Annotated in this window: 15 protein-coding genes; 10 read left to right on the forward strand and 5 right to left on the reverse strand. The window is 57.9% G+C overall.

The genetic code is table 11. The features are described from left to right. Both B4U49_RS08345 and B4U49_RS08350 read right to left on the reverse strand, forming a co-directional pair. On the reverse strand, window positions 1-1,310 hold a 1,310-nt coding region (locus tag B4U49_RS08345), incomplete at its 3' end, for a fumarate hydratase (protein WP_078084123.1). Window positions 1,311-1,495: 185 nt separating this feature from the next. Then, on the reverse strand, window positions 1,496-2,254 hold the full coding sequence (locus tag B4U49_RS08350) for a hypothetical protein (protein WP_078084124.1): 759 nt from the start codon (window positions 2,252-2,254) through the stop codon (window positions 1,496-1,498). A gap of 320 nt (window positions 2,255-2,574) precedes the next feature. On the opposite strand from B4U49_RS08350, the gene B4U49_RS08355 reads away from it, so the two are divergent. The 5 genes from B4U49_RS08355 to B4U49_RS08375 all read left to right on the forward strand — a co-directional run bounded on the left by B4U49_RS08355 (window position 2,575) and on the right by B4U49_RS08375 (window position 11,627). Next, a complete protein-coding gene (locus tag B4U49_RS08355; protein ID WP_078084125.1) occupies window positions 2,575-3,156 on the forward strand; it encodes a superoxide dismutase in 582 nt (193 codons plus the stop codon). Between the two features lie 198 nt (window positions 3,157-3,354). Further along, window positions 3,355-5,265 (forward strand): DUF885 domain-containing protein, encoded by a 1,911-nt coding sequence (locus tag B4U49_RS08360; protein WP_143735594.1) that lies wholly within the window; start codon window positions 3,355-3,357, stop codon window positions 5,263-5,265. 206 nt (window positions 5,266-5,471) lie between these two features. Then, window positions 5,472-8,114 carry a YadA-like family protein gene (locus tag B4U49_RS08365; RefSeq protein WP_078084126.1) on the forward strand — a complete coding sequence of 881 codons (2,643 nt, stop codon included), beginning with the start codon at window positions 5,472-5,474 and terminating at the stop codon, window positions 8,112-8,114. 148 nt (window positions 8,115-8,262) lie between these two features. Then, window positions 8,263-10,281, forward strand: a complete 2,019-nt coding sequence (locus B4U49_RS08370; RefSeq protein ID WP_078084127.1) for a c-type cytochrome — start codon at window positions 8,263-8,265, stop codon at window positions 10,279-10,281. Next, window positions 10,278-11,627 (forward strand): catalase family protein, encoded by a 1,350-nt coding sequence (locus B4U49_RS08375; RefSeq protein ID WP_239692522.1) that lies wholly within the window; start codon window positions 10,278-10,280, stop codon window positions 11,625-11,627. The genes B4U49_RS08370 and B4U49_RS08375 overlap by 4 nt, the downstream gene beginning before the upstream one ends. On the opposite strand, the gene sodC is transcribed toward B4U49_RS08375, so the two are convergent. From sodC to B4U49_RS08390, 3 genes are all read right to left on the reverse strand, one after another. Then, complete coding sequence (gene sodC, locus B4U49_RS08380) at window positions 11,621-12,148, reverse strand: superoxide dismutase family protein (RefSeq protein ID WP_078084128.1); 528 nt, start codon at window positions 12,146-12,148, stop codon at window positions 11,621-11,623. The genes B4U49_RS08375 and sodC overlap by 7 nt on opposite strands. 141 nt (window positions 12,149-12,289) lie before the next feature. Next, window positions 12,290-13,024 (reverse strand): DnaA regulatory inactivator Hda, encoded by a 735-nt coding sequence (gene hda / locus B4U49_RS08385; RefSeq protein ID WP_078084129.1) that lies wholly within the window; start codon window positions 13,022-13,024, stop codon window positions 12,290-12,292. 3 nt (window positions 13,025-13,027) lie between these two features. Then, window positions 13,028-14,125 (reverse strand): DUF2066 domain-containing protein, encoded by a 1,098-nt coding sequence (locus tag B4U49_RS08390; protein WP_239692523.1) that lies wholly within the window; start codon window positions 14,123-14,125, stop codon window positions 13,028-13,030. A gap of 252 nt (window positions 14,126-14,377) precedes the next feature. Between B4U49_RS08390 and purM the strand changes: the two genes are divergently transcribed. The 5 genes from purM (at window position 14,378) to B4U49_RS08415 (ending at window position 20,887) form a co-directional block, all read left to right on the forward strand. Further along, window positions 14,378-15,451, forward strand: coding sequence for a phosphoribosylformylglycinamidine cyclo-ligase (purM, locus tag B4U49_RS08395; RefSeq protein WP_078084130.1), 1,074 nt, complete (start codon window positions 14,378-14,380; stop codon window positions 15,449-15,451). 7 nt (window positions 15,452-15,458) lie between these two features. After that, window positions 15,459-16,118, forward strand: a complete 660-nt coding sequence (purN, locus tag B4U49_RS08400) for a phosphoribosylglycinamide formyltransferase (protein ID WP_078084131.1) — start codon at window positions 15,459-15,461, stop codon at window positions 16,116-16,118. 61 nt (window positions 16,119-16,179) lie between these two features. After that, a complete protein-coding gene (locus tag B4U49_RS08405) occupies window positions 16,180-16,947 on the forward strand; it encodes a DUF3108 domain-containing protein (protein WP_239692524.1) in 768 nt (255 codons plus the stop codon). 394 nt (window positions 16,948-17,341) lie between these two features. Then, window positions 17,342-18,808, forward strand: a complete 1,467-nt coding sequence (locus tag B4U49_RS08410; protein ID WP_078084132.1) for an OmpP1/FadL family transporter — start codon at window positions 17,342-17,344, stop codon at window positions 18,806-18,808. Between the two features lie 696 nt (window positions 18,809-19,504). Beyond that, on the forward strand, window positions 19,505-20,887 hold the full coding sequence (locus B4U49_RS08415; protein WP_078084133.1) for a CmpA/NrtA family ABC transporter substrate-binding protein: 1,383 nt from the start codon (window positions 19,505-19,507) through the stop codon (window positions 20,885-20,887). Window positions 20,888-20,946: the final 59 nt, after the last annotated feature.

The raw sequence follows: 20,946 nt of genomic DNA on the forward strand, positions 1-20,946 counted from the left end.
ACAGCCATCAGGTACACGGCTTTGTTATCGCGGATCGCCTCGATGGCGGTCGGGCCGCGCTCGGCTTTGCCGATCATGCCCAGTAGGCCGGTTTCTTCCAGCATGGTACGGGTGAACTTATCCATACGGGTTGCGGTGGTGGGGCCCGCCGGGCCAACCACTTCTTCGCGCACCGGGTCCACCGGGCCCACGTAGTAGATAAAGCGGCCGGTCAGGTCAACGGGCAGTTTTTCGCCCTTGGCCAGGATATCCACCATTTTCTTGTGGGCGGCATCGCGGCCAGTGAGCATTTTACCGTTCAGCAGCAGGGTATCGCCCGGCTGCCAGCTCAGCACGTCTTCCGCGGTCACTTCGTCCAGGTTCACGCGACGGGTGTTGCCGCCCGCTTCGCGGGTGATTTCCGGCCAGTCTTCCAGCTTCGGCGGGGTCTGGCGCGCAGCGCCGGAACCGTCGAGGGTGAAGTGGGTGTGACGGGTGGCGGCACAGTTGGGAATGATCGCCACGGCCTTGTTGGCGGCGTGGGTCGGGAAGTCTTTGACCTTCACGTCCAGTACGGTGGTGAGACCGCCCAGGCCCTGGGCGCCGATCCCCAGTTTGTTGACCTTGTCGAACAGCTCCAGGCGCAGTTCCTCAGCGCGATTGGACGCACCGCGCTCCTGAAGCTCCTGGATGTCGATCGGATCCAGCAGGGATTCTTTCGCCAGCAGCATGGCCTTCTCGGCGGTACCACCCACACCAATACCCAGCATGCCGGGCGGACACCAGCCAGCGCCCATCTTCGGCACCATCTCAAGCACCCAGTCCACGACGGAGTCGGACGGGTTCAGCATGGCAAACTTGCTCTTGGCTTCACTGCCACCGCCTTTGGCTGCCACGTATACATCCACGGTATCGCCGGGGACGATTTCATAGTGGATGACCGCCGGGGTGTTGTCGCCGGTGTTTTTGCGAGCGCCATCCGGATCCTCAAGGATGGATGCGCGCAGGACGTTGTCCGGGTTGTTGTAAGCGCGGCGTACGCCTTCGTTGACCATATCGGTCACGCTCATCTCCGCGTCCCACTGTACGTTCATGCCCACTTTCAGTTTCACGGTCACGATACCGGTGTCCTGACAGATGGGGCGGTGACCCTGGGCACACATGCGGGAGTTAATCAGGATCTGGGCCATGGCGTCTTTCGCCGCCGGGTTGGCTTCCTTTTCATAGGCCTGGTTGAGGGCCTGGATAAAATCCTGCGGGTGGTAATAAGAAATGAACTGCAGCGCGTCGGCCACGCTGTCGATCAGGTCGTCCTGGCGGATAATCGTCATTGCCGGCTCCGGTTGTCTCTCGTCTCGAAGGCGGCGATTTTACACGAATTATCTGCGGGTGCTTGATTGGGCGAAGTAAGGACGGGGAGAAAGTATCGGCACAGGCAGCGCCAGATGAAAATGAGAATGGTTAGCGGCGAATAATATCGCCGCTAACCATTATTCAGGGTGCGCTCAGTCCCAGATCAGGGCGCAGAGGCAGTGCTGGAACTGGACTGCAGACTGCGAATGGCGTCGCGCAGCTGGACCAGGTCCTTGTTCACGGTGCGACGGTAACTGTCGATAGACTGCACAGCCTCTTCGTTGGCACCGACACGGGCGGTCAGGTCCGCGCGCACGGAAGACAGCTGACGCTCCAGGCTCGCAACCTTGTCCTTGGTGTCGCGAGAAGCGCTGGCGGTAGACGTTTTCAGTTTGGCGAGTTCACTCTCCAGTGCCGCCACCTTCTTCAGGCTGCTCTCAAACCCGCTGACTTTCTTCGACAGCGCGGCAACTTCCTGCTTGGCGGAAGCCGCAGCAGCCTTGTTGGCAGCGATGTCCTTGCGGTTGGTGTCGTAAGAAACACCCCACAGCTTGCGGATCTCCGAAGCGTTCTCTTTTACCTTGGCGTTCAGCACTTCCACGGAAGCGGCGGATTCCTCACCAGACATCTCAAATCTCTTCTCCAGCTGGACGATACGCGCTTCCGCGTCCACCAGCTGTACCCGGGTGTCCTGCCATTGGGTGTACAGGAAGCCCGCTCCACCCAGGCCGGCCATCGCCAGCAGCAGCGCCACGATGGCCAGGAAGGAAGAGCCACCGCCGGAACTGCGCTCTTCTGCCGCGGCCGGTGCCGCGGGCTGGGGCGCTACGTGACGGGGACGGCCGCCAGCGGGGCCGTTGGGGATCTGAGGGTCCATAGAAGATGAGCTGCTGCCATCGAATGTGGGCTCTCTACGTTGCATGCTGTTGTCCTGCTTTGGCTTGCGGCCTCGCGGGCCGGAAAAACGGTAGAAATAAGCGGCAGTTATACCAAAAACTGACGAAAAAGTAATCGGGTCCAGTTATCAGAATAGGACAGTAAACTCGGCCGACCGTGCCGTCATTGATAATCATTCTCGAAATTAACTACAAATGACAGCACGTTTTGCCTCTATTGGGGCGTTCCCGTTCATTCCAACGGCTTAATAATGACATCAAGCGGGTGTAGAATGCCTGCCACCAATAACTGACCTGCTACTGTACTTGGGTCGGTACAGGTCCCAGACAAAGGAAGGAATATCACATGGCACATGTTCTCCCCGAACTCCCCTATGCTATGGATGCGCTGCAGCCGCACATCTCTCAAGAGACTCTGGAATACCACTACGGCAAACACCACAAGACCTACGTCGACAAGCTGAACGGCCTGCTGGACGGCACTCCGGACGCGGACAAGTCCCTGGAAGAAGTGATCAAGTCCTCCTCCGGCGGTGTATTCAATAACGCAGCCCAGATCTGGAACCACACTTTCTACTGGAACTGCCTGAGCCCGAACGGCGGCGGCGCAGCGACCGGTGCCGTAGCCGACGCGATCAACGCTGCGTTCGGTTCTTTCGACAAGTTCAAAGAAGAATTCACCAACAGCGCGGTGAACAACTTCGGTTCTGGCTGGACCTGGCTGGTGAAAAAAGCCGACGGCTCCGTAGCCATCGTCAACACCTCCAACGCCGAAACTCCGCTGACCGATGACAGCGTTACTCCGCTGCTGACCTGCGACGTCTGGGAACACGCCTACTACATCGACTACCGCAATGCGCGTCCGAAGTACATGGAAGCGTTCTGGGCGCTGCTGAACTGGGAGTTCGTGAACCAGAACTTCGCCTGATCACCCATCGGGCAAGCGTTCACTGACGCGAAAGGCGGGCCTATGGCCCGCTTTTTTTATGGCCGCCCGGCACGCAACGGCTTTCTTGCGCCAGACTGCACCAGTGCACGGAATTTGCATCCAGCCGGGGTTATGGTTACAACACCATCCGCTTGTACAGAGCAAACATTCCTTAAAAACAGAAGCTGAGAGCACAACATGAAGCTGAAGATGACGTTGCTGGCCGCTGCCATAAGCACCCTGGCCATGACAGGATGCGGTCGGGAAGACAAGGTCGCAGAAGAGACCGCGCAGGTCCCCGCTGCGGAAAGTGCGCAATCCACAGAAGCACAATCCGGCGCTGCGACAGAGTCAGCGCAGGCCAGTGAAGGCAACCCGGAAGTTATCGCCCAGACCAATGAATTGTTTGAAGAGCAGTTCCAGACCCACGTCAATCGCAGCCCCGAGTTCAAGACTTTCCTGGGCATCAAGGAAGGCTATGGCAAGTGGGACGATATCTCCCCGGAGTTCGCCAAGGAAACCCACGAAATCAACAAGCGCCAGCTGGAAGCACTGAAAAAGATTGATCCGGCGCAACTGGATGCCCCCACCCGCCTCTCCCTGGAACTCGCCATCCGCAACCTGGAGCAGGATATCGAGGGCTGGAAGTGGCGCCTGCACACCTACCCCGTCAATCAGATGTACGCTGGACACACCAGCGTTGCCTCCCTGCTGATCAACCAGCACCGGGTGGATGACCTGTCTGACGCGGAAGCCTATATCTCCCGCCTGAACGGCCTGCCCGCGCATTTCGATCAATTGATCGAAAACCTGAAGGAGCGTGCAGACAAGGGCGTGATCGTGCCCAAATTTGTTTTCCCCTACGTGATCAGCGACGGCAAAAACCTGATTACCGGCGCGCCCTATGATGACGGCAAAGACAGCACCCTGTTTGCCGACTTCAAGGGCAAGGTGGACAAACTCAGTATCAGTGACGAACAGAAGTCCGAACTGATCGAGCAGGCCAAGACCTCCATGCTCGAGAGCGTCAAACCCGCGTACGAAAAACTGATCGGTTACCTGGGCGAGCTCGAGAAAAAGGCCACCACCGACGACGGTGCCTGGAAGCTTCCCGACGGTGACGAGTTCTATCAGCATCGCCTGAACGTTTACACCACCACCGACATGACCGCCGAGCAGATCCACCAGACGGGCCTGGACGAGGTCAAACGCATTCACGATGAAATGCGCGCGATCATGCAACAGGTGAAGTTCGAGGGAAGCCTGCAGGAATTCTTCGAATTCATGCGTACCGACAAACAGTTCTACTACCCGGAAACCGAAGAGGGCAAACAGCGCTACCTGAAGGAAGCCACTGCCATCATCGACACCATGAAAGGCCGTCTGGACGAGCTGTTTATCACCAAACCGAAAGCGGACCTGGTGGTTAAGGCCGTAGAGCCCTTCCGCGAAAAATCCGCCGGTAAAGCCTTCTACCAGCGCCCTGCTCCCGACGGCTCCCGCCCGGGCATCTACTACGCCAACCTATACAAGATGAGCAGCATGCCGACCTACCAGATGGAAGCGCTCGCTTACCACGAAGGCATTCCCGGCCACCATATGCAGCTGTCCATCATGCAGGAACTGGAAAACGTACCCAGCTTCCGCAAGTTCGGTGGCTACACCGCCTACACCGAAGGTTGGGGCCTGTATTCAGAGCTGGTGCCAAAAGAGATCGGCTTCTACGAAGACCCCTACTCCGACTTCGGCCGCCTGGCCATGGAACTGTGGCGCGCCTGCCGTCTCGTAGTGGACACCGGCATGCACAGCAAAAAATGGACCCGCGAGGAAACCATCGACTGGCTGGCTGAAAACAGTCCCAATCCCCACGGCGATGTGGTCAAGGCGATTGAGCGTTACATCGTGATGCCGGGCCAGGCCACCGCGTACAAGATCGGCATGATGAAGATCGTTGAACTGCGCGAAAACGCCAAACAGGAACTGGGAGACAAGTTCGATATCCGGGAATTCCACGATGTGGTGCTGGCCAATGGTGCAGTGCCACTGGATGTATTGGAAGAACTGGTGGATGCGTGGATTGCTAAGGTCAAGGATGGCTCGGATCAGTAACCTGGCGGCAATCAAAACATTACGGAACAAATGGCTCCTTCAAGGGGCCATTTTTTTTGCGCCGTTAAAAATATTCCCCGCCACAAGTCATCACTTTCCCGCCAACGGCTTGCCCCACCACGCAAACAGTTGCTTGACTAATAAGTGATCAATCGCGCAGGGAGCGCGACTGGTGATCGCCCCGCAGTATTCACAAGGAAGTAACGATGCGCCGCCACCCAATTCATCCCGCCAAAAATCACTCCGCACTTAAAAAGTGCAAACTGGCAGTGTCCATTTCCAGTTATGCGCTCGTACTGTCCTGCGGACTTTTCTTCAGCTCGCTGAGTAATGCCCAGTTTGTCTGCGACAGCGATGCCGCCGGCGAAGGCGGCGACGGCGCCTCCGCCACCGGCACAAACTCCGTGGCTTGCGGAACCAATGCCCAGGCAACCGGTAATGCAGCTACCGCAGTGGGAAGTGGGGCAACCGCCACACAGCCGGAATCCACCGCAGTGGGGGAAAATGCCACTGCAAATAACGAGGGCTCGACCGCCCTCGGTTCCGACGCATCCGCGCAAGGAGCATCCTCTGTCGCGGTCGGACTACGGGCCAACGCCTCCGGTACAATCGCGACTTCCATGGGCAGCGATTCTGTAGCATCAGGCGATAGAAGTACGGCGGTCGGCAGTACGGCAGTCGCTTCGCAGGACGATGCGTCCGCCTTTGGTAATGGCGCAAACGCCACCGGCGTAAACAGCTCAGCGCTTGGCAGCGGTACGACTGCCGGCGGCGAGGGAGCCACCGCTGTGGGTGTCGATGCAACAGCGCAAGGAGCAGCTTCCGTTGCGACCGGTATTCGAGCAAATGCGACAGGAACCGCGGCCACTTCTATCGGCAGTGACTCGACAGCGTCCGGATCTATGAGTACTGCAGTTGGCAATGCCGCCGTCGCATCGGGCGGCGATTCATCCGCTTTCGGCAATGGCGCTGGTGCGACCGGACTTAATTCAACGGCCCTGGGTAGCGGATCGGCAGCCAGTTCCGCAGGGGATACGGCAACCGGGCACACGGCAATCGCAAGCGGTGGTGCGAGCTCTGCGTATGGTGTCAACGCACAGGCGACAGGAGCCAATTCCACGGCAATCGGCGGATCGTCGACAGCCACCCAAGCAGAATCCGCTGCTTTTGGCGCGGAAAGTCAGGCCACGGGAACATCGTCCACTGCCCTCGGTGTAGGGTCAGCGGCGTCCGGCAGCAATAGTACAGCGGTAGGACAACAGGCTCAGTCTGCAGGCGCAGACAGCGTAGCCGTAGGCCAGGGCGCATCCAGCGCCGGCGCCAATAGCGCGGCATTCGGTCAGGGAGCATCAACCTCCGGGCAAGACAGTGTCGCAGTTGGTCATACGAGTAACAGCAGTGGGCCAAATTCGGCGGCATTTGGTGCTGGTGCCACAGCTTCCGCAGGTTCTTCTACCGCACTTGGCCAAAGCTCCACCGCCTCAGGCCCCGGGGCCACCGCTTTGGGTCAGGGGGCAGCGGCATCAGGAACATCCGCAACGGCTCTGGGGCAAAATGCTCAAGCGAATGAAACCAACTCCGTAGCACTGGGTAATGCCTCGGTCGCCGATGAACCGAATACCGTTTCAGTGGGCAGTGCCGGCGCCGAACGCCGAATCACTAATGTTGCCGAGGGCCAAAATGGAACTGACGGAGTCAACGTCAATCAGTTGGAAAATGGGCTTACAAACACGCTGAATCAGGCCAATCAATACACGGATACTGAAATCAACAACCTGAATCAAAACCTGTTACAGCAAATTGCCGATGGCGACCAGCAGACGCTCACCAATGCCAACAATTACACCGACACTGAGATCAACAATCTGGATCAGAACCTGTCCCAACAAATCACCGATGGTGACCAGCAGACGCTCACTAATGCGAACAACTACACCGATTCTCAGGTCAGCAATCTGAACCAGAACCTGTCGCAGCAGATCATTGATGGCGATCAGCAGACATTAACCAATGCCAACAACTACACAGACACCGAAGTCAGTAACCTGAATCAGAACCTTTCTCAGCAGATTACCAATGGTGACCAGCAAACGCTGACTAACGCGAATAACTATACCGATGCCGAGGTCAGCAATCTCAACACCAACTTGATGCAAAAAATCACCGACGGTGACCAGCAGACTCTGATCGATGCCAATAATTACACCGACGTCGAGATTAGCAATCTCAACAACGGCCTGATTCAAAAGATTACAGATGGCGATCAGCAGACTCTGCAGAAAGCCAACCAGTACACCGACAACTCGCTCAATACGGCGATCAATCAAGTAGACCAGCGCAACGCCCGCCAAGCCAACCAAACCCTACAGAACGCACAGCGGTATACCGACCAACAAGCCTCCAACACACTTCAGCAAGCCAACCAGAATACCGCACAGCGTGTCGCCAACGGCACTCGCAGCGCGGTGAGTCAGGCCAATCGCTACACCGATCAACAGATCAATGCGCTTGCGGGCTTTAATTTCCAGAACCTCCAGGAAATCAATGATCGCTTTAATGGTATTGACCGCCGCCTGAATCGCATGGACGACCGCGTCGACCGCATCGGGGCTATGGGTATCGCCATGCAGCAGTCCGCAATCAATGCGGGCGGTGCCGATTGCAAGAACTGGAAAGACTGGCGCGAGTGCCGGGGGCGCATCGCCGTGGGTGCCGGTTGGCTCAATGGTGAAAGTGCCGTATCGATCGGCTACGGCCGGCCGCTTGGCGAAAACGGCCGTATCAGCTTCGGCGGTGCATTTAGTGGCAGTGACGCCGGAGGCGGTATCGGCTTTGGCTTCGACCTGTAATTACTGACAATTATCCAATTGAACCTGAGGAGCCGGGATACCTATATCCCGGCTTTTTCTTTTGCGTCGCCACAATTTACAATAGGTTCCTTTCCTGCATGATCAGTGCAGAAAGCAACAATAATGGATTCTCCGGAACTGTACGCAAATGGATTTACGTCTTCTCAGGCTTCCCCTGTGGATGCTCTCGTTTGGCGGGCTGGCACTGACCGGCTGCTCCCTCGCCCATAAATTCTTCGAGCCGAACATCACCGAAGAATCAATTACCGAGGTTCGCTACCTGGACCAGGGATGGAGCGAGGAAGATCGGCAGCTGTTCTACTCCACCCCGCAGGGCACGGAGTTGCAGGGGTTGCACTACAAGTGGCTGGAAGCCCTCGAGCTGCCCTTTTCAGAGGAAAAGCTGGCCAGTGCAGAAAACATGCGCGGTTGGGGCTTTATCGTCGAACGCGAAAAGGCCAGCGAAGCTGACCTCGGCGTACATCCCGTAGGTATGGGGAATCACGTCAACCCGGAGGACGACTCGGTGCGCCTGGACCTGGGTTGCGCACTCTGCCACACCGGTGAGCTCCACTACAAAGGCACAGCGCTGCGCGTGGACGGGGGCCAGGCCATTCACGGGATGTCTACCGGTGCTCCCGGCGAGTTCACCCACTCCCTCGGCGTCACCGCGGTGGAAATGCTGTTCAATCCGGCCAAATGGAACCGCTTCGCCGATAACGTGGCCGGAGACGATCCGCAACAGCGCCGCCAGCTGAAAAAGGATTTCGCGGCCTTCCGCAAACGCTTTTTCGAGTTCGCCAAGGGGCCGGGGAACCCGGACAATTTCCCCACCACCGAAGGCCGCGGGCGCACCGATGCGGTGGGCCGGATTGCCAATGTGGTATTCGGCTACAACCTGGGTATTGAAGACAACTATACCAAGGCCGATGCACCGGTCAGCTACCCGTTCCTGTGGGACATCTGGCGCTTCGACTGGGTGCAATATACCGGTTTTACCAATCAGGCCATGGCGCGCAATGTGGGCGAAAGCCTGGGCGTGATGGCGCCGGTGAAACTGGTGGACGAAACCGGCGCGCTGCTGCCCGAGGGAGAGTTCGGCCAGTCCACGATCAATGTTGAAGGCATGCAGTGTATCGAGACCACACTGCGCAAACTGCGGCCGCCCAAATGGCCGGAAGACGTGCTGGGTAAAATCGATATCCAACAGGCACGTCGCGGCAAAGCTCTGTTCGCCGACCAGTGCGCCCACTGTCACGGTCCCCACGAATCCAAGCCCTACTCATGGGCGCTGGCCGCCGGGCCCGAAGACAATCCCGCAGGCCAGCGCAGTGTCAACTGGCAGTGGGATATGTCCGGGCAAGTTTCCTATGACGAGCAAAACCGTCCGGTGCGGGAGGACTGGCGCGAGTCGATATGGGCAATCCCGTGGATTGACATCAGCGTCATCGGCACCGACCCCAACGCCGCACAGAACTACGTCAATCACGAGTTCGACCCCGGCCCGCTGGTACCACGAGACCCGACAGATCCTAACGATGCAGAAAATCGCCGGGTCAATGCCGGCGATGGCCTGCAGCTGCTGCTGAATACGCTGGTGCCGGTGCTCTACGAAAACAGTGGAATTGCTGCGGATAGCAACGGTGTTGCGGATTACGACGGGCTCAATGTGCCCTTCCGTATCGTCAACAAGACCGCCTACAAGGCGCGTCCGCTGCACGGCGTCTGGGCAACCCCTCCGTTCCTGCACAACGGCTCTGTGCCTACCATATACGATCTTTTGTCCCCGCTTGAGGCGCGGCCGGTGCGATTCGGTGTCGGCCACCGGGAATACAACCCGGCCAAGCTCGGCTATGTCACCGATCTGCGACCGGGCAATTTCGAGTTTGATACCCGGCAAACCGGCAACAAAAACAGTGGTCACCTGTTTACCGATGCCGATGTGAACGGACGCATTGGCAAGCGCCTTGACGAAGGCGAGCGCATGGCCCTGCTCGAATACATCAAGGTAATGGGCAACCCGGACTTTTCCGAGGCCCTGGGCGGCGACCCGCAGAACTGGAACCAGTACCCTGCAGCACCCCACAGTGCCATCGGTGAGCAGGCCTGTAACCAGTTCCGCCACGCCTCCGCTACACGGTTTGCGACGCGGGAGGAATCCCGGTGAGCACGGTATTACTTGGCAGAATCGCGGGCGCGCTCGCGATCAATATTCTTTGCACGGCCGGAGCCTGGTCCTCACAGAACAATACATCCAACACCTCAGATATCTCAGAAGTGCTGGATAACAGTATCGAAAAGCTGGGAATGGACGTGTCCGCAGACGAGCGCAATGCGATCACCTCGGCGATCGTTTCGGCTCGGGAGATTTCCCGCATCGCTCACCAGCACAACAGTCCACACTACGGTGATCACTATCGCCGCGATGCCCACGCCAAGGCAACCGGATGTCTGCGAGCGGAGTTCGAAGTGAACGGGGATATTCCCGCGCAATTCCGGCACAGTGTCTTCGCCAAACCGGGACAGACCTACAACGCCTGGATCCGTTTTTCCAACGGCGACATGCTGGTGCAACCGGACGGCAAGGGCGATGCCCGCGGGATGGCAGTAAAAGTGATGGGGGCCGAAGGAGCGGTGGTCGCGCCGGAACTGGGCGGCGGCAATCAGGACTTCATCATGACCAACACGCCTGCCTTCTTTAATCGCAATATTTTCGACTACGCGGAAAATATGCAGCATCTGGCCAAGCTGGATCGGCGGGGCTGGTTTGTCAGCCTGTGGCCACCGCGGCTACATATTCGGGAAATGCTGCGTGCCTATCAGACGGTGTCTTCAAAAATCGACAATCCGCTGGGCGAGCAGTATTTTTCCATGCTGCCCTATCGGCTCGGCGAATCCACGGTGAAATTCTCGAGTCGCCCCTGTGCCGGCGCCCGCTACACCGCCGATGCGGATAAGTCTGCAGACGATTTTCTCACCCGGCAAATGGCAACTACGCTGGAATCCGGCTCCGCCTGCTTTGAGTTTATGATACAGCCGCGAGCCACTGGCGAAGCGGCGGCAGAAATGCCACTGGACGATGCTACGGTAATCTGGGAGGAAGCGACCTCACCGTTTATCCCCATCGCACGTATTCACATCCCGCCGCAAACCTTCACCGGGGAAGCCCAACAGCAATTCTGTGAAAACCTGTCGATGAACCCCTGGCGCGCCGTCGGGGAATGGGAGCCGCTCGGCAGCCTCAATCGCGCGCGCCGACTGGTCTATCACGCAGTGTCCGAATTCCGTCACCAACGCAATGAGGCGCCGCTTAAGGAGCCCGTCGACTGGTGTGTGGCAGACTCAGATGAGCCGTGTACACCACAGCAGGGACTAAATACCACCAAACCCACCTGGCCACTTGCGCGCTGCTTTGACCACCTGTACCGGCCGTTAGATGGCAGCGCGGCGAGCAGCGAGTGCGGCACTGGCGGCTATGGCGAAGTTGCGCAGGAAACGCCAGCCACTTACTGAATCACCCCACAGGCGAAACGGGCACCCCCACCGCCGAGTGGCTTAGGGTTGTCCGAATAGTTGTCGCCACCAGCGTGTATCACCAGCGCGCGCCCCTTGAGGTCGGACTTTTTCAGGCGGGGGGCCAGTACCGGCTCGGATGCATTGCCATCGTTATCCACATACAGCGCTGGCAGGTCGCCTAAATGGCCATCGCCCCAGGGCATGCCGTGCTTGCCGGTTTTTTTCGGATCGTAGTGACTCCCCGCCGCCAGGCCCGGCACTTTCTTGCCATCCTTCATCGCCGGCTCGCAACTGCCGTTTTCATGCAGGTGGAACCCGTGCAGGCCGTTGGGTAGCCCTTTCAGGCTCGGTGTGAATACCAGGCCGTAAGGGGATTCGGTAATGGTGACGGTGCCCAGCATCGAACCTACACCCGAGCTATCGAGTTTAAGCACACTGACAACGGTTTCAGCATGGGCAGTCAGCGCAAGGCCACCGGCCAGGGCACCCGCAACAATCGTTCTGGCGAGATGATTCATGACATTCCTCCACTGCGAGCCGGTAACCCCAGGTGACCCCAGGGATCTCCGGCGGATAAATTCACGCAATTGCTAACAGTGTAGAAGTAAATGCCAAAAGCGGGAGCGGCCGCCCATCGGCGGCCGCTCGGGGGAACAGGCTCAGATATTCAGAACCTGCTTTACGAAGGGAATGGTGATCTTGCGCTGGGCCTGCAGCGAGGCGCGATCCAGCTTCTCCAGGCAGGCAAACAGGGCACGGGTATCACGCGGCGCCCGGTGCAGGATGTACTGGGCCACATCTTCCGGCAGGTCAAAGCCACGCAGGCGGCTGCGTTGGCGCAATGCCGCCAGCTTGTCCGCATCACTCAGTGGATGCAACTGGAAGGTCAGCCCCCACTGCAACCGCGATTTCAGATCTGCCAGTTCCAGGTCGAGCCCTCGCGGAGACTTGCGTGCTCCCAACAGCAACTGGCGTCCGCTATCCCGTAGACGGTTATACAGGTGGAAAAGTGCGGTTTGCCAGTTCGCCCGCCCCTCTATCAGGTGCAGGTCGTCAATACACACCAGGTCCAGGTATTCGAGCCCTTCCACGATGACCTCGGGATTGGCCTCGATCAGATCCACCAGCGGCAGGTACTGGAAACGGCGCCCTGCACTCTCCGCCACCTGGCACACTGACTGAAGCAGATGCGTGATTCCGCTGCCGGATTCCCCCCACAGGAGAATCGCCTGCTCGGTATTGTCGCCGCTGGCAAAGGCCCGCAGCAGGTCCACTACCTGGCGGTTGCCGTCATCGGGGGCGCGAAAAAAATTGGCGAAGGTGGCGTCGTCCCGCAGGGATACCCCCAGCGAGAGCTGTTGTGGAACGCCACCGGATTTACTGCTATCAGACACGGGTTACTGCCAGTTGTAACGCAGGGGGTTCTGGGCACTGCCGAGTGGTGCGCGATAGCCGGACAGATCCACCAGCCCGTCGTCTCTGGACAACTGCAGATTGCGATTCAACGCAAGCACATCCCGCAGGGACTCCAGCTGGGTACTGGTAGTGAGCGCCAGGGTCAGGCGATCGCCATTCACCGCCAGCACTTCCGCACTGCTCACCTGAGCCAGGCCCTGCAGGTACTTGGTTGCGCTGGAGTAATCCGCAAAACTGCGGATGCCGGAAATCTCCACCAGCACCGCGCTGGCAACACCGGTGTCGTCGGTGCGCACTGCATAGCGCTCCGCAAGCTGGTTGGCCGCTTCGTTGACCCCGCGCAGGGCCACTTCCTCAAGGGAGGAGCCACTGGCATCAAACGCGTAACTGCGACCACCGTGGATCAGCAGCCAGTTGGCCTGCCAGCGCTGCCCGGAAGTCTGCAACAGACGCCCCATCAACGTGGCGTCCGGGCGGTAACGCACCCCAGCACGCTGCGCAGCGCTCTCGTCCTGGGCCCAGAGCGCGCCCAGCGGCATATTGCGCTGGTCGTTCAGGTCCATGACCGGGAAGTCCAGCGGCAGGCCGCGCTCCAGTGCCAGGCCATCCAGCAGACCGAACAGTTCCGGATAATCTTCCTGACGCAGGCTATCGCGGCCGCTCTGGAGAGTATCCACGGCCATCCAAACCAGGGTCCCAGGGCGGTTGTTGGGCCACAGCGGAAGCTGCAGTTGATGCACCAGATCGTTCACCGCCTGCGGGTCGAACGTCAGTTGCAGGTACAGCTGGTTGTTGTCAGTATCGTAACGATAGCCCTGTACGTACTTCTGTGCCTGCTTGAGCACTGGCGCCAGCTTGGGATTGCTCCCCACATTCTGGTCACCGGTTACCCGTACAAATACCCGCTCCAGGCCGCGGCTCGTGGCCCCAGCGCGGTCGGTGGTGCCGCGGCTCGACACCGCTTCACTCACCTCGTACAGATCCGGCATCACCCGTGCGGATGCCGGCAAAGCAGACATTAATGCTGCCAGCAGCAGCGAAAAACAGAGCAGCACCCGGGGGTTCATGGTCAATGGCATTGGCTCGCGGTCCCCTTACCTCTTTATATTACAGACGCACATCCCTGCGCAGATTCGCACCGGATCAGGCCCTTCAGGGGCCCTGACACCTGGAAACAGGTGGTGCGCTCACACGCCGAAGACGAGCCTCGGCAGTCAATTACCGGCTATTGTATCAGTGTCGGCTGTTTCTCCCAGCCTTCAGTTCGCACATTCGGGCAATTTTCCACTAGAATACGCGCCCTTCCAAACAGGCCCTTAACAGGTTGAACCATGAGCGACTCCAAGCCGAACTCTTCCTCCACTAGCCCTTCCCTCAGCTACAAGGACGCCGGTGTCGATATCGACGCGGGTAATGCCCTGGTTGAGCGCATCAAGCATGTTGCCAAGCGCACCGCGCGCCCGGAAGTGATGGGCGGCCTCGGCGGCTTCGGCGCCCTGTGCGAACTGCCCAGCGGATACAAGCAGCCAGTGCTGGTCTCTGGCACCGACGGCGTCGGCACCAAGCTGCGTCTAGCGATGGATCTCGGCATTCACGACACCATCGGTATCGACCTGGTCGCCATGTGTGTCAACGATCTGGTGGTCGCAGGCGCGGAACCCCTGTTCTTCCTGGATTACTACGCCACCGGCAAGCTCAATGTCGACATTGCTGCCGACGTCGTAGCCGGTATCGGCAAAGGCTGTGAGCTGGCCGGCGCCGCGCTGGTCGGCGGTGAAACCGCAGAAATGCCCGGCATGTACGAGGGCGATGACTACGACCTGGCCGGTTTCTGCGTCGGCGTGGTCGAGAAGTCTGAGATCATCGACGGCTCCAAAGTGCAGGCCGGCGACAAGCTGATCGGCCTGGGCGCCTCTGGCCCTCACTCCAATGGCTACTCCCTGATCCGCAAGGTACTGGAGATCAGCGGTGCGGATCTGCAGAAAGATCTCGAGGGCAAAACCCTCGCGGAATCGCTGATGGCGCCGACCCGCATCTACGTGAAGAGCCTGCTGTCCCTGATGAAAGAGGTTCAGGTCAACGCACTCAGCCATATCACCGGTGGTGGTTTGCTGGAAAACCTGCCGCGAGTACTCCCGGACAACGCCCGCGCAGTGATTGACACCAAGAGCTGGGATCTGCCTCCGGTGTTCCGCTGGCTGCAGGAAGCCGGCAACATCGAGGGTCGCGAAATGTACCGCACCTTCAACTGCGGTGTGGGCATGGTGACCTGTGTGCCTGCGGCAGAGGCGGACAAGGCCGTAGCCAAGTTGAAAGAACTGGGCGAGGACGCCTTTATTGTGGGCAGCATCGAGGCCGCCGCAGAAGGCTCCACCGACGAAGCTGTCGAGCTGGCGGGACTGTAATCCGACGATGGCCAATCCTTCATCCAGCCAGTGCCGCGCCGTAGTTCTGATCTCCGGTAGCGGCACCAACCTGCAGGCATTCCTGGATGCCGCTACACAAGCCGACTGTGACTACAGTATCGAAGCGGTGATCAGCAACAAGGCGGATGCCTATGGCCTGACCCGAGCGCAGAATGCGGGCGTCGCCACCGAGGTACTGAGCCACCGGGACTTCTCCGATCGCGAGAGCTTTGACCAGGCCATGGTTGAGGTCATCGACGCCTACAAGCCAGACCTCGTCATACTGGCTGGCTTTATGCGCATCCTGACTCCCGGCTTTGTGCGCCATTACAACGGCCGCATGTTGAACATTCACCCCTCTCTGCTGCCCAAGTACCAGGGCCTGCACACACACCAGCGCGCACTGGACGCCGGTGACAGCGAACACGGCGCGACGGTACACTTTGTCACTGAAGAGCTGGATGGTGGCCCACCTGTACTGCAGGCCGCCGTGCCCATCGAGGCCGGTGACGACGCAGACACACTTTCACAGCGTGTTCAGGTACAGGAACATATCATCTATCCAATGGCCGCTACCTGGTTCGCCCAGGGGCGGTTGAAGATGGCCGGCGATCGCGCCGAGCTGGATGGCGAGCTGCTGCCCCGCGGTGGCAAACGCCTCGACTGACAGGCCGACTACACTTTCGGCCTGAATCACGGAATCAGACATTCAGGCCGGAGGTGGAATCTTGACTCCCAACGCACTGCGCAAAAAAATCATCAGCAGCTCGCTGTTTTCCTTTCTCTCCCTGCTGGCCCTGGCGCCCTTGGCCCCTCTCAGCCAGGCCGAAACAGCAACAACCGCGAAACCCCAGGTACTCCAGCCATTTACCGCCACCTACAAAGCCGAGTTCAGCGGTTTTGGCGTGACCGCAGAGCGTAAGCTCAGCGGCTCCCCGACCAGCTGGCGGCTGGATTTTTCCGCCCACTCCATGTTTGCCAAGATCGAGGAATACTCCCGCTTCGCCCAGCAGGGACAGCGCCTGGTACCACAGCACTACGACTACCAGAAATCCGGCCTTGGCAGGGATCGCCACACTGCACTGAGCTTTGAAGATGGCGCCAGCCGTGTGGTCAATGTTTACGACAAATCTCGCAGCATCGAAAAGGCCCCGGCCAACATTCAGGACAAAATCAGTTATCAGCTACAGCTGGCAATGGATGTTGCCAACGGCAAGACACCACTGAAGTACCAGGTAGCCGACGGCAAGAGGATTCGCGAATACGAGTTTCGTGTGGCGGGCAAAGAGACCGTGACAACGCCCATGGGTCCGGTGGAAACCATCAAGGTACAGCGTGTCCGAGAAGAGGACGCGGAGCGTGTCACCAATATCTGGTTCGCCCCGCAATGGAATTATGCGCTGGTAAAACTCAAGCAACACGAAGATGGCAAAAGCTACCAGATCACCCTGACAAAATTATCCATTGAAGGGCGAGAAGTTAACGTCGATCAATAACTGCTCTACTCGCCCAACCAAAACTCCCGCGTATTTTACGTCAATCGGTCGTTTTATCCGCTAAGGATTGCGGCCGTCTCCTTCCGAAAAGAACAACAAAAAAGGAGACAAAAATTACCAATCCGCTTTGCAAAATACTCCCCCGACCACGCCGACAATAAATAATCCCAAATTTTTTTCACACTCCCCAAAAAAACCACGTCAACCGGTAGATTTTTCCGCTACTCGTCACTATAAAGACGCACGTTTTAGCAAGTAGGTGAATTTGGCACTGCTAGACTTCGTCTACTAGGAATTTGTTTGCTTTAAACATTTATTTTCGGAAAAGCTTCTCTGTAAGAAAATCGGGCAGTTTTCCCGTTGGCACACAATTCAGCAAATAGAGTGGAAACCCATGACTATCAAAACTCTGCGCAAAGCCGCATTGGCCGCCGCAATCTGTTCCGTGTCCGCTGGTACTTTTTCCAGCGGCGCTATGGCAGCGGGCTTTGCCCTTCAGGAATCCAGTACTTCTGGACTGGGACGCGCGTTTGCCGCGGAAAATGCCATCGGCGATAACGCGGCTATTCTCGCTCGCAACCCGGCGGGCTCTGCGTTGTTTAACGAGATGGCCTTTTCTATCGGTGCGACCTACGTGAACCCGGAAATCGATGCGGCAGGCACTACCGATTACTATCTGCTCACCGCTACCGGTCCGAGCCTCGCAGGCTCGATTTATGACACAGCGAATGACTACGCGAGTAGTGCCGTCGTGCCCAACGCGTATCTGGCGGTACCCATCGACGATTGCTGGTCCTTCGGACTGGCGATGAATACAGACTACGGTCTGGAAACCGACTTCAACCGCAACTGGCCGGTTACCCACATCGCTGACAAGACCGAACTGCTGTCCGTCAATATCGCGCCTTCTGTTGCGTTCGACTGGAACGACCAGTTCAGCATCGGTGTATCAGCGAATATCCTGTATGCCGACGCTACCCTGAAGAGCAAAGTGCCCAATGACTTCCTGTTGGATCCTCTTGCCGAGCAGGTTTTGGGTGGCCCTGTCTCAAATGCACGTATCCTGGACGCCGACGGCGATGACTGGGACTACGGCTGGAGCGTGGGCATGCTGTGGCGCAGCGTCGACGGCCGCACTCATATCGGCGTTTCATATCAGTCAGAATTGGATCCTGAGATCGAGGCCGACGTAGATTCCGACCTCTTGCGTAGCGTCAATAACGGGCTTCCCTTTGACAATGAGCGCGCCAACCTGACTCTCGATCTGCCGGATACGCTCGAACTGGGTCTTTACCATCGCTTCCACGATGAGTGGGGTGTAGCCTTAGGCGCCATGTGGACAGATTGGGATGACTTCGAGCGCCTGGAAGCCTTCTTCCCGCGTCAGCGTGTGAATGGCGATCGCTTCCCGGACTATAACCCGCTGCCGATCAAAGAAGAGAACTTCAAAAGTGGCTGGCGCTACAGCCTCGGGGTTGAATACTACCCCTGTGATGAGGTCACCTGGCGGGTTGGCTACGCTTATGACAATGGCGCAGCCAGAAACGGCTTCAATAACGATGCGATCGCCGAATCTGCGGCTTACGGCCTGGGCGCAGGCCAGGGCTTACCAGTCACCTGGCGTACACTCTCTATCCCAGATGCCAACCGTCAGTGGGTAACCTTCGGCGGCACCTACGAATTCAACAACCAGCTGAGTATTGATGGCGGCCTGGCTTACCTCTGGGGTGATGATGAAGTCATCCAGGAATTCCAGGCACTTCCACTGACTCCAGACGTCGGCCTGGGTACCTATTTCGACGGTGGCACCACCAACCTGGAAGCCTGGCTTGTTGGTGCATCCCTGAATTACAGTTTCTGAAACAGGTAACGTCAGAACTTGCTTTCAAACCGGGCCTCAGCGCCCGGTTTTTTTTATTCCGCCGCGCCCGGTTTTAAAGCGCGCGCACCAAATTATTCTTGCATTTCGCACCGAAAGCGCCCCGCCCATTTTCTTCAATGCACCAAGATCACTCTGTCGGCACCACATTCGCACCGCTTTAACGGCACCGCAGAGCGGTTAATTTTTCACCACCGAGTACCTTTGGCGCGCATAAGCACTCGAGTTACTTACCGCAAAATACCACCAGGACGAATCACCGCTTGCGACATTGCATTGCCGGGGCGCGGCAAAAAAGTACATTAAATACAAGAAGTTACATTAACCCTCCCGACTGGGAAGCCATCCCTTTTTCCGGGACACATATCGTCATGACGCGATCGAAGCCCACGCCACCCGGATAAAAGTTGGCATAGAGCCTGCAAAGCCCTCGGTAAGTGCGGAAGTTAAATTCTGCAGTGAAATGATTCGCCAATTCCGGCACCTCATTTCCGTTGAACAAGCGGGCGACCTGTCGCCCGAATAACAATCAGACCGGCATCGTACCGCGATGCCCTTGAGCAGAGGCGCTCACCGATCCTGTCCCTGGAGGCAGGCCATCGGTGAGCGTTTTTTTTTGGCCAGATTTTTCGAACTGACAAAACTGACAACTTTAAAAAGACCAGGAGCACAATAACCATGCAATGGAAAAAGCCCTTCACGAAATTCGCCGCTTCACTGGCAATCGCCGTAGGATTCTCCTCGGGGGTAGCATCCGTCAGCGCAGAGGAGCTCGGCTACCCGGAAAAAGAAGAGCTGACCTTCGGCTTTATCAAACTCACCGATATGGCTCCCATTGCCATCGCCTATGAAAAAGGCTTTTTTGAAGACGAGGGCCTGTACGTCACCATCGAAGCCCAGGCCAACTGGAAGGTCCTGCTGGACGGCGTCATCGACGGTCGCCTCGACGGCGCGCATATGCTGGCGGGCCAGCCGATTGCTGCCACCATGGGGTTCGGTACCAAGGCAGATATCATCACCCCCTTTTCCATGGATCTGAACGGTAATGGCATCACAGTTTCCAACACCATCTGGGAACAGATGAAACCGAATATTCCGAAGATGGAAGACGGACGCCCGGTACACCCGATCAAGGCCGATGCGCTCAAGCCAGTAGTGGAAAAATACAAAGCGGACGGCAAGCCATTCAATATGGGTATGGTATTCCCGGTTTCCACGCACAACTATGAACTGCGCTACTGGCTGGCTGCCGGTGGCATTCATCCCGGCTACTACGCACCGCACAAGGGCGACATCTCCGGACAGATCGATGCTGACGCACTGCTGTCTGTGACCCCGCCCCCGCAAATGCCTGCCACCCTGGAGGCTGGAACCATCTACGGCTACTGCGTTGGTGAACCCTGGAATCAGCAGGCAGTGTTCAAGGATATCGGCGTTCCGGTGGTGACCGACTACGAGATCTGGAAAGACAACCCGGAGAAAGTATTCGGTATCACCAAGGAATTCGCCGAAAAGTATCCGAACACCACTGTGCGGGTTACCCGCGCCCTGATTCGTGCCGCTATGTGGCTGGATGAAAACAGCAATGCAAACCGTCCGGAAGCAGTGAAAATCCTGTCGCAATCCAATTATGTGGGTGCGGACTACGATGTTATCGCCAACAGCATGACTGGCACTTTCGAGTACGAAAAAGGTGACAAGCGCGAAGTACCGGACTTCAATGTTTTCTTCCGCTACAACGCAACCTACCCCTACTACTCCGATGCCATCTGGTACCTGACCCAGATGCGTCGCTGGGGCCAGATCTCCGAAGACAAATCAGACGATTGGTACAAGGAGCTGGCATCGAAGGTGTACCGTCCGGACATCTACGAAGCCGCGGCAAAATCCCTGATCGCGGAGAAATTGGCCAAGCCGGAACAGTTCCCCGATTTTTCCACGGAAGATGGATTCCGGGACCCGCAGACCCACTTTATCGACGGCATCGTCTATAACGGCCAGAAACCCAACGAATACATCGACAAGTTCTCCATTGGCCTGAAGTCTGGCCAGAAACTCTGATCGATCTGTCGCGAACCGGGTTCGCCAGGCGAGCCCGGAATCGCCACAGAAGACAAATA

This window comes from Microbulbifer mangrovi, from assembly GCF_002009015.1.
Classification (GTDB): domain Bacteria; phylum Pseudomonadota; class Gammaproteobacteria; order Pseudomonadales; family Cellvibrionaceae; genus Microbulbifer; species Microbulbifer mangrovi.

What these genes read in the sequence shown, in the direction of transcription:
- B4U49_RS08350 (WP_078084124.1), bottom strand. Translation starts at nt 2,254, where the DNA reads ATGCAACGTAGAGAGCCCACATTCGATGGCAGCAGCTCATCTTCTATG.
- purM (WP_078084130.1), top strand. Translation starts at nt 14,378, where the DNA reads ATGAGCGACTCCAAGCCGAACTCTTCCTCCACTAGCCCTTCCCTCAGC.
- B4U49_RS08390 (WP_239692523.1), bottom strand. Translation starts at nt 14,125, where the DNA reads ATGCCATTGACCATGAACCCCCGGGTGCTGCTCTGTTTTTCGCTGCTG.
- B4U49_RS08410 (WP_078084132.1), top strand. Translation starts at nt 17,342, where the DNA reads ATGACTATCAAAACTCTGCGCAAAGCCGCATTGGCCGCCGCAATCTGT.
- sodC (WP_078084128.1), bottom strand. Translation starts at nt 12,148, where the DNA reads ATGAATCATCTCGCCAGAACGATTGTTGCGGGTGCCCTGGCCGGTGGC.
- B4U49_RS08370 (WP_078084127.1), top strand. Translation starts at nt 8,263, where the DNA reads ATGGATTTACGTCTTCTCAGGCTTCCCCTGTGGATGCTCTCGTTTGGC.
- B4U49_RS08355 (WP_078084125.1), top strand. Translation starts at nt 2,575, where the DNA reads ATGGCACATGTTCTCCCCGAACTCCCCTATGCTATGGATGCGCTGCAG.
- B4U49_RS08365 (WP_078084126.1), top strand. Translation starts at nt 5,472, where the DNA reads ATGCGCCGCCACCCAATTCATCCCGCCAAAAATCACTCCGCACTTAAA.
- B4U49_RS08360 (WP_143735594.1), top strand. Translation starts at nt 3,355, where the DNA reads ATGAAGCTGAAGATGACGTTGCTGGCCGCTGCCATAAGCACCCTGGCC.
- B4U49_RS08415 (WP_078084133.1), top strand. Translation starts at nt 19,505, where the DNA reads ATGCAATGGAAAAAGCCCTTCACGAAATTCGCCGCTTCACTGGCAATC.
- purN (WP_078084131.1), top strand. Translation starts at nt 15,459, where the DNA reads ATGGCCAATCCTTCATCCAGCCAGTGCCGCGCCGTAGTTCTGATCTCC.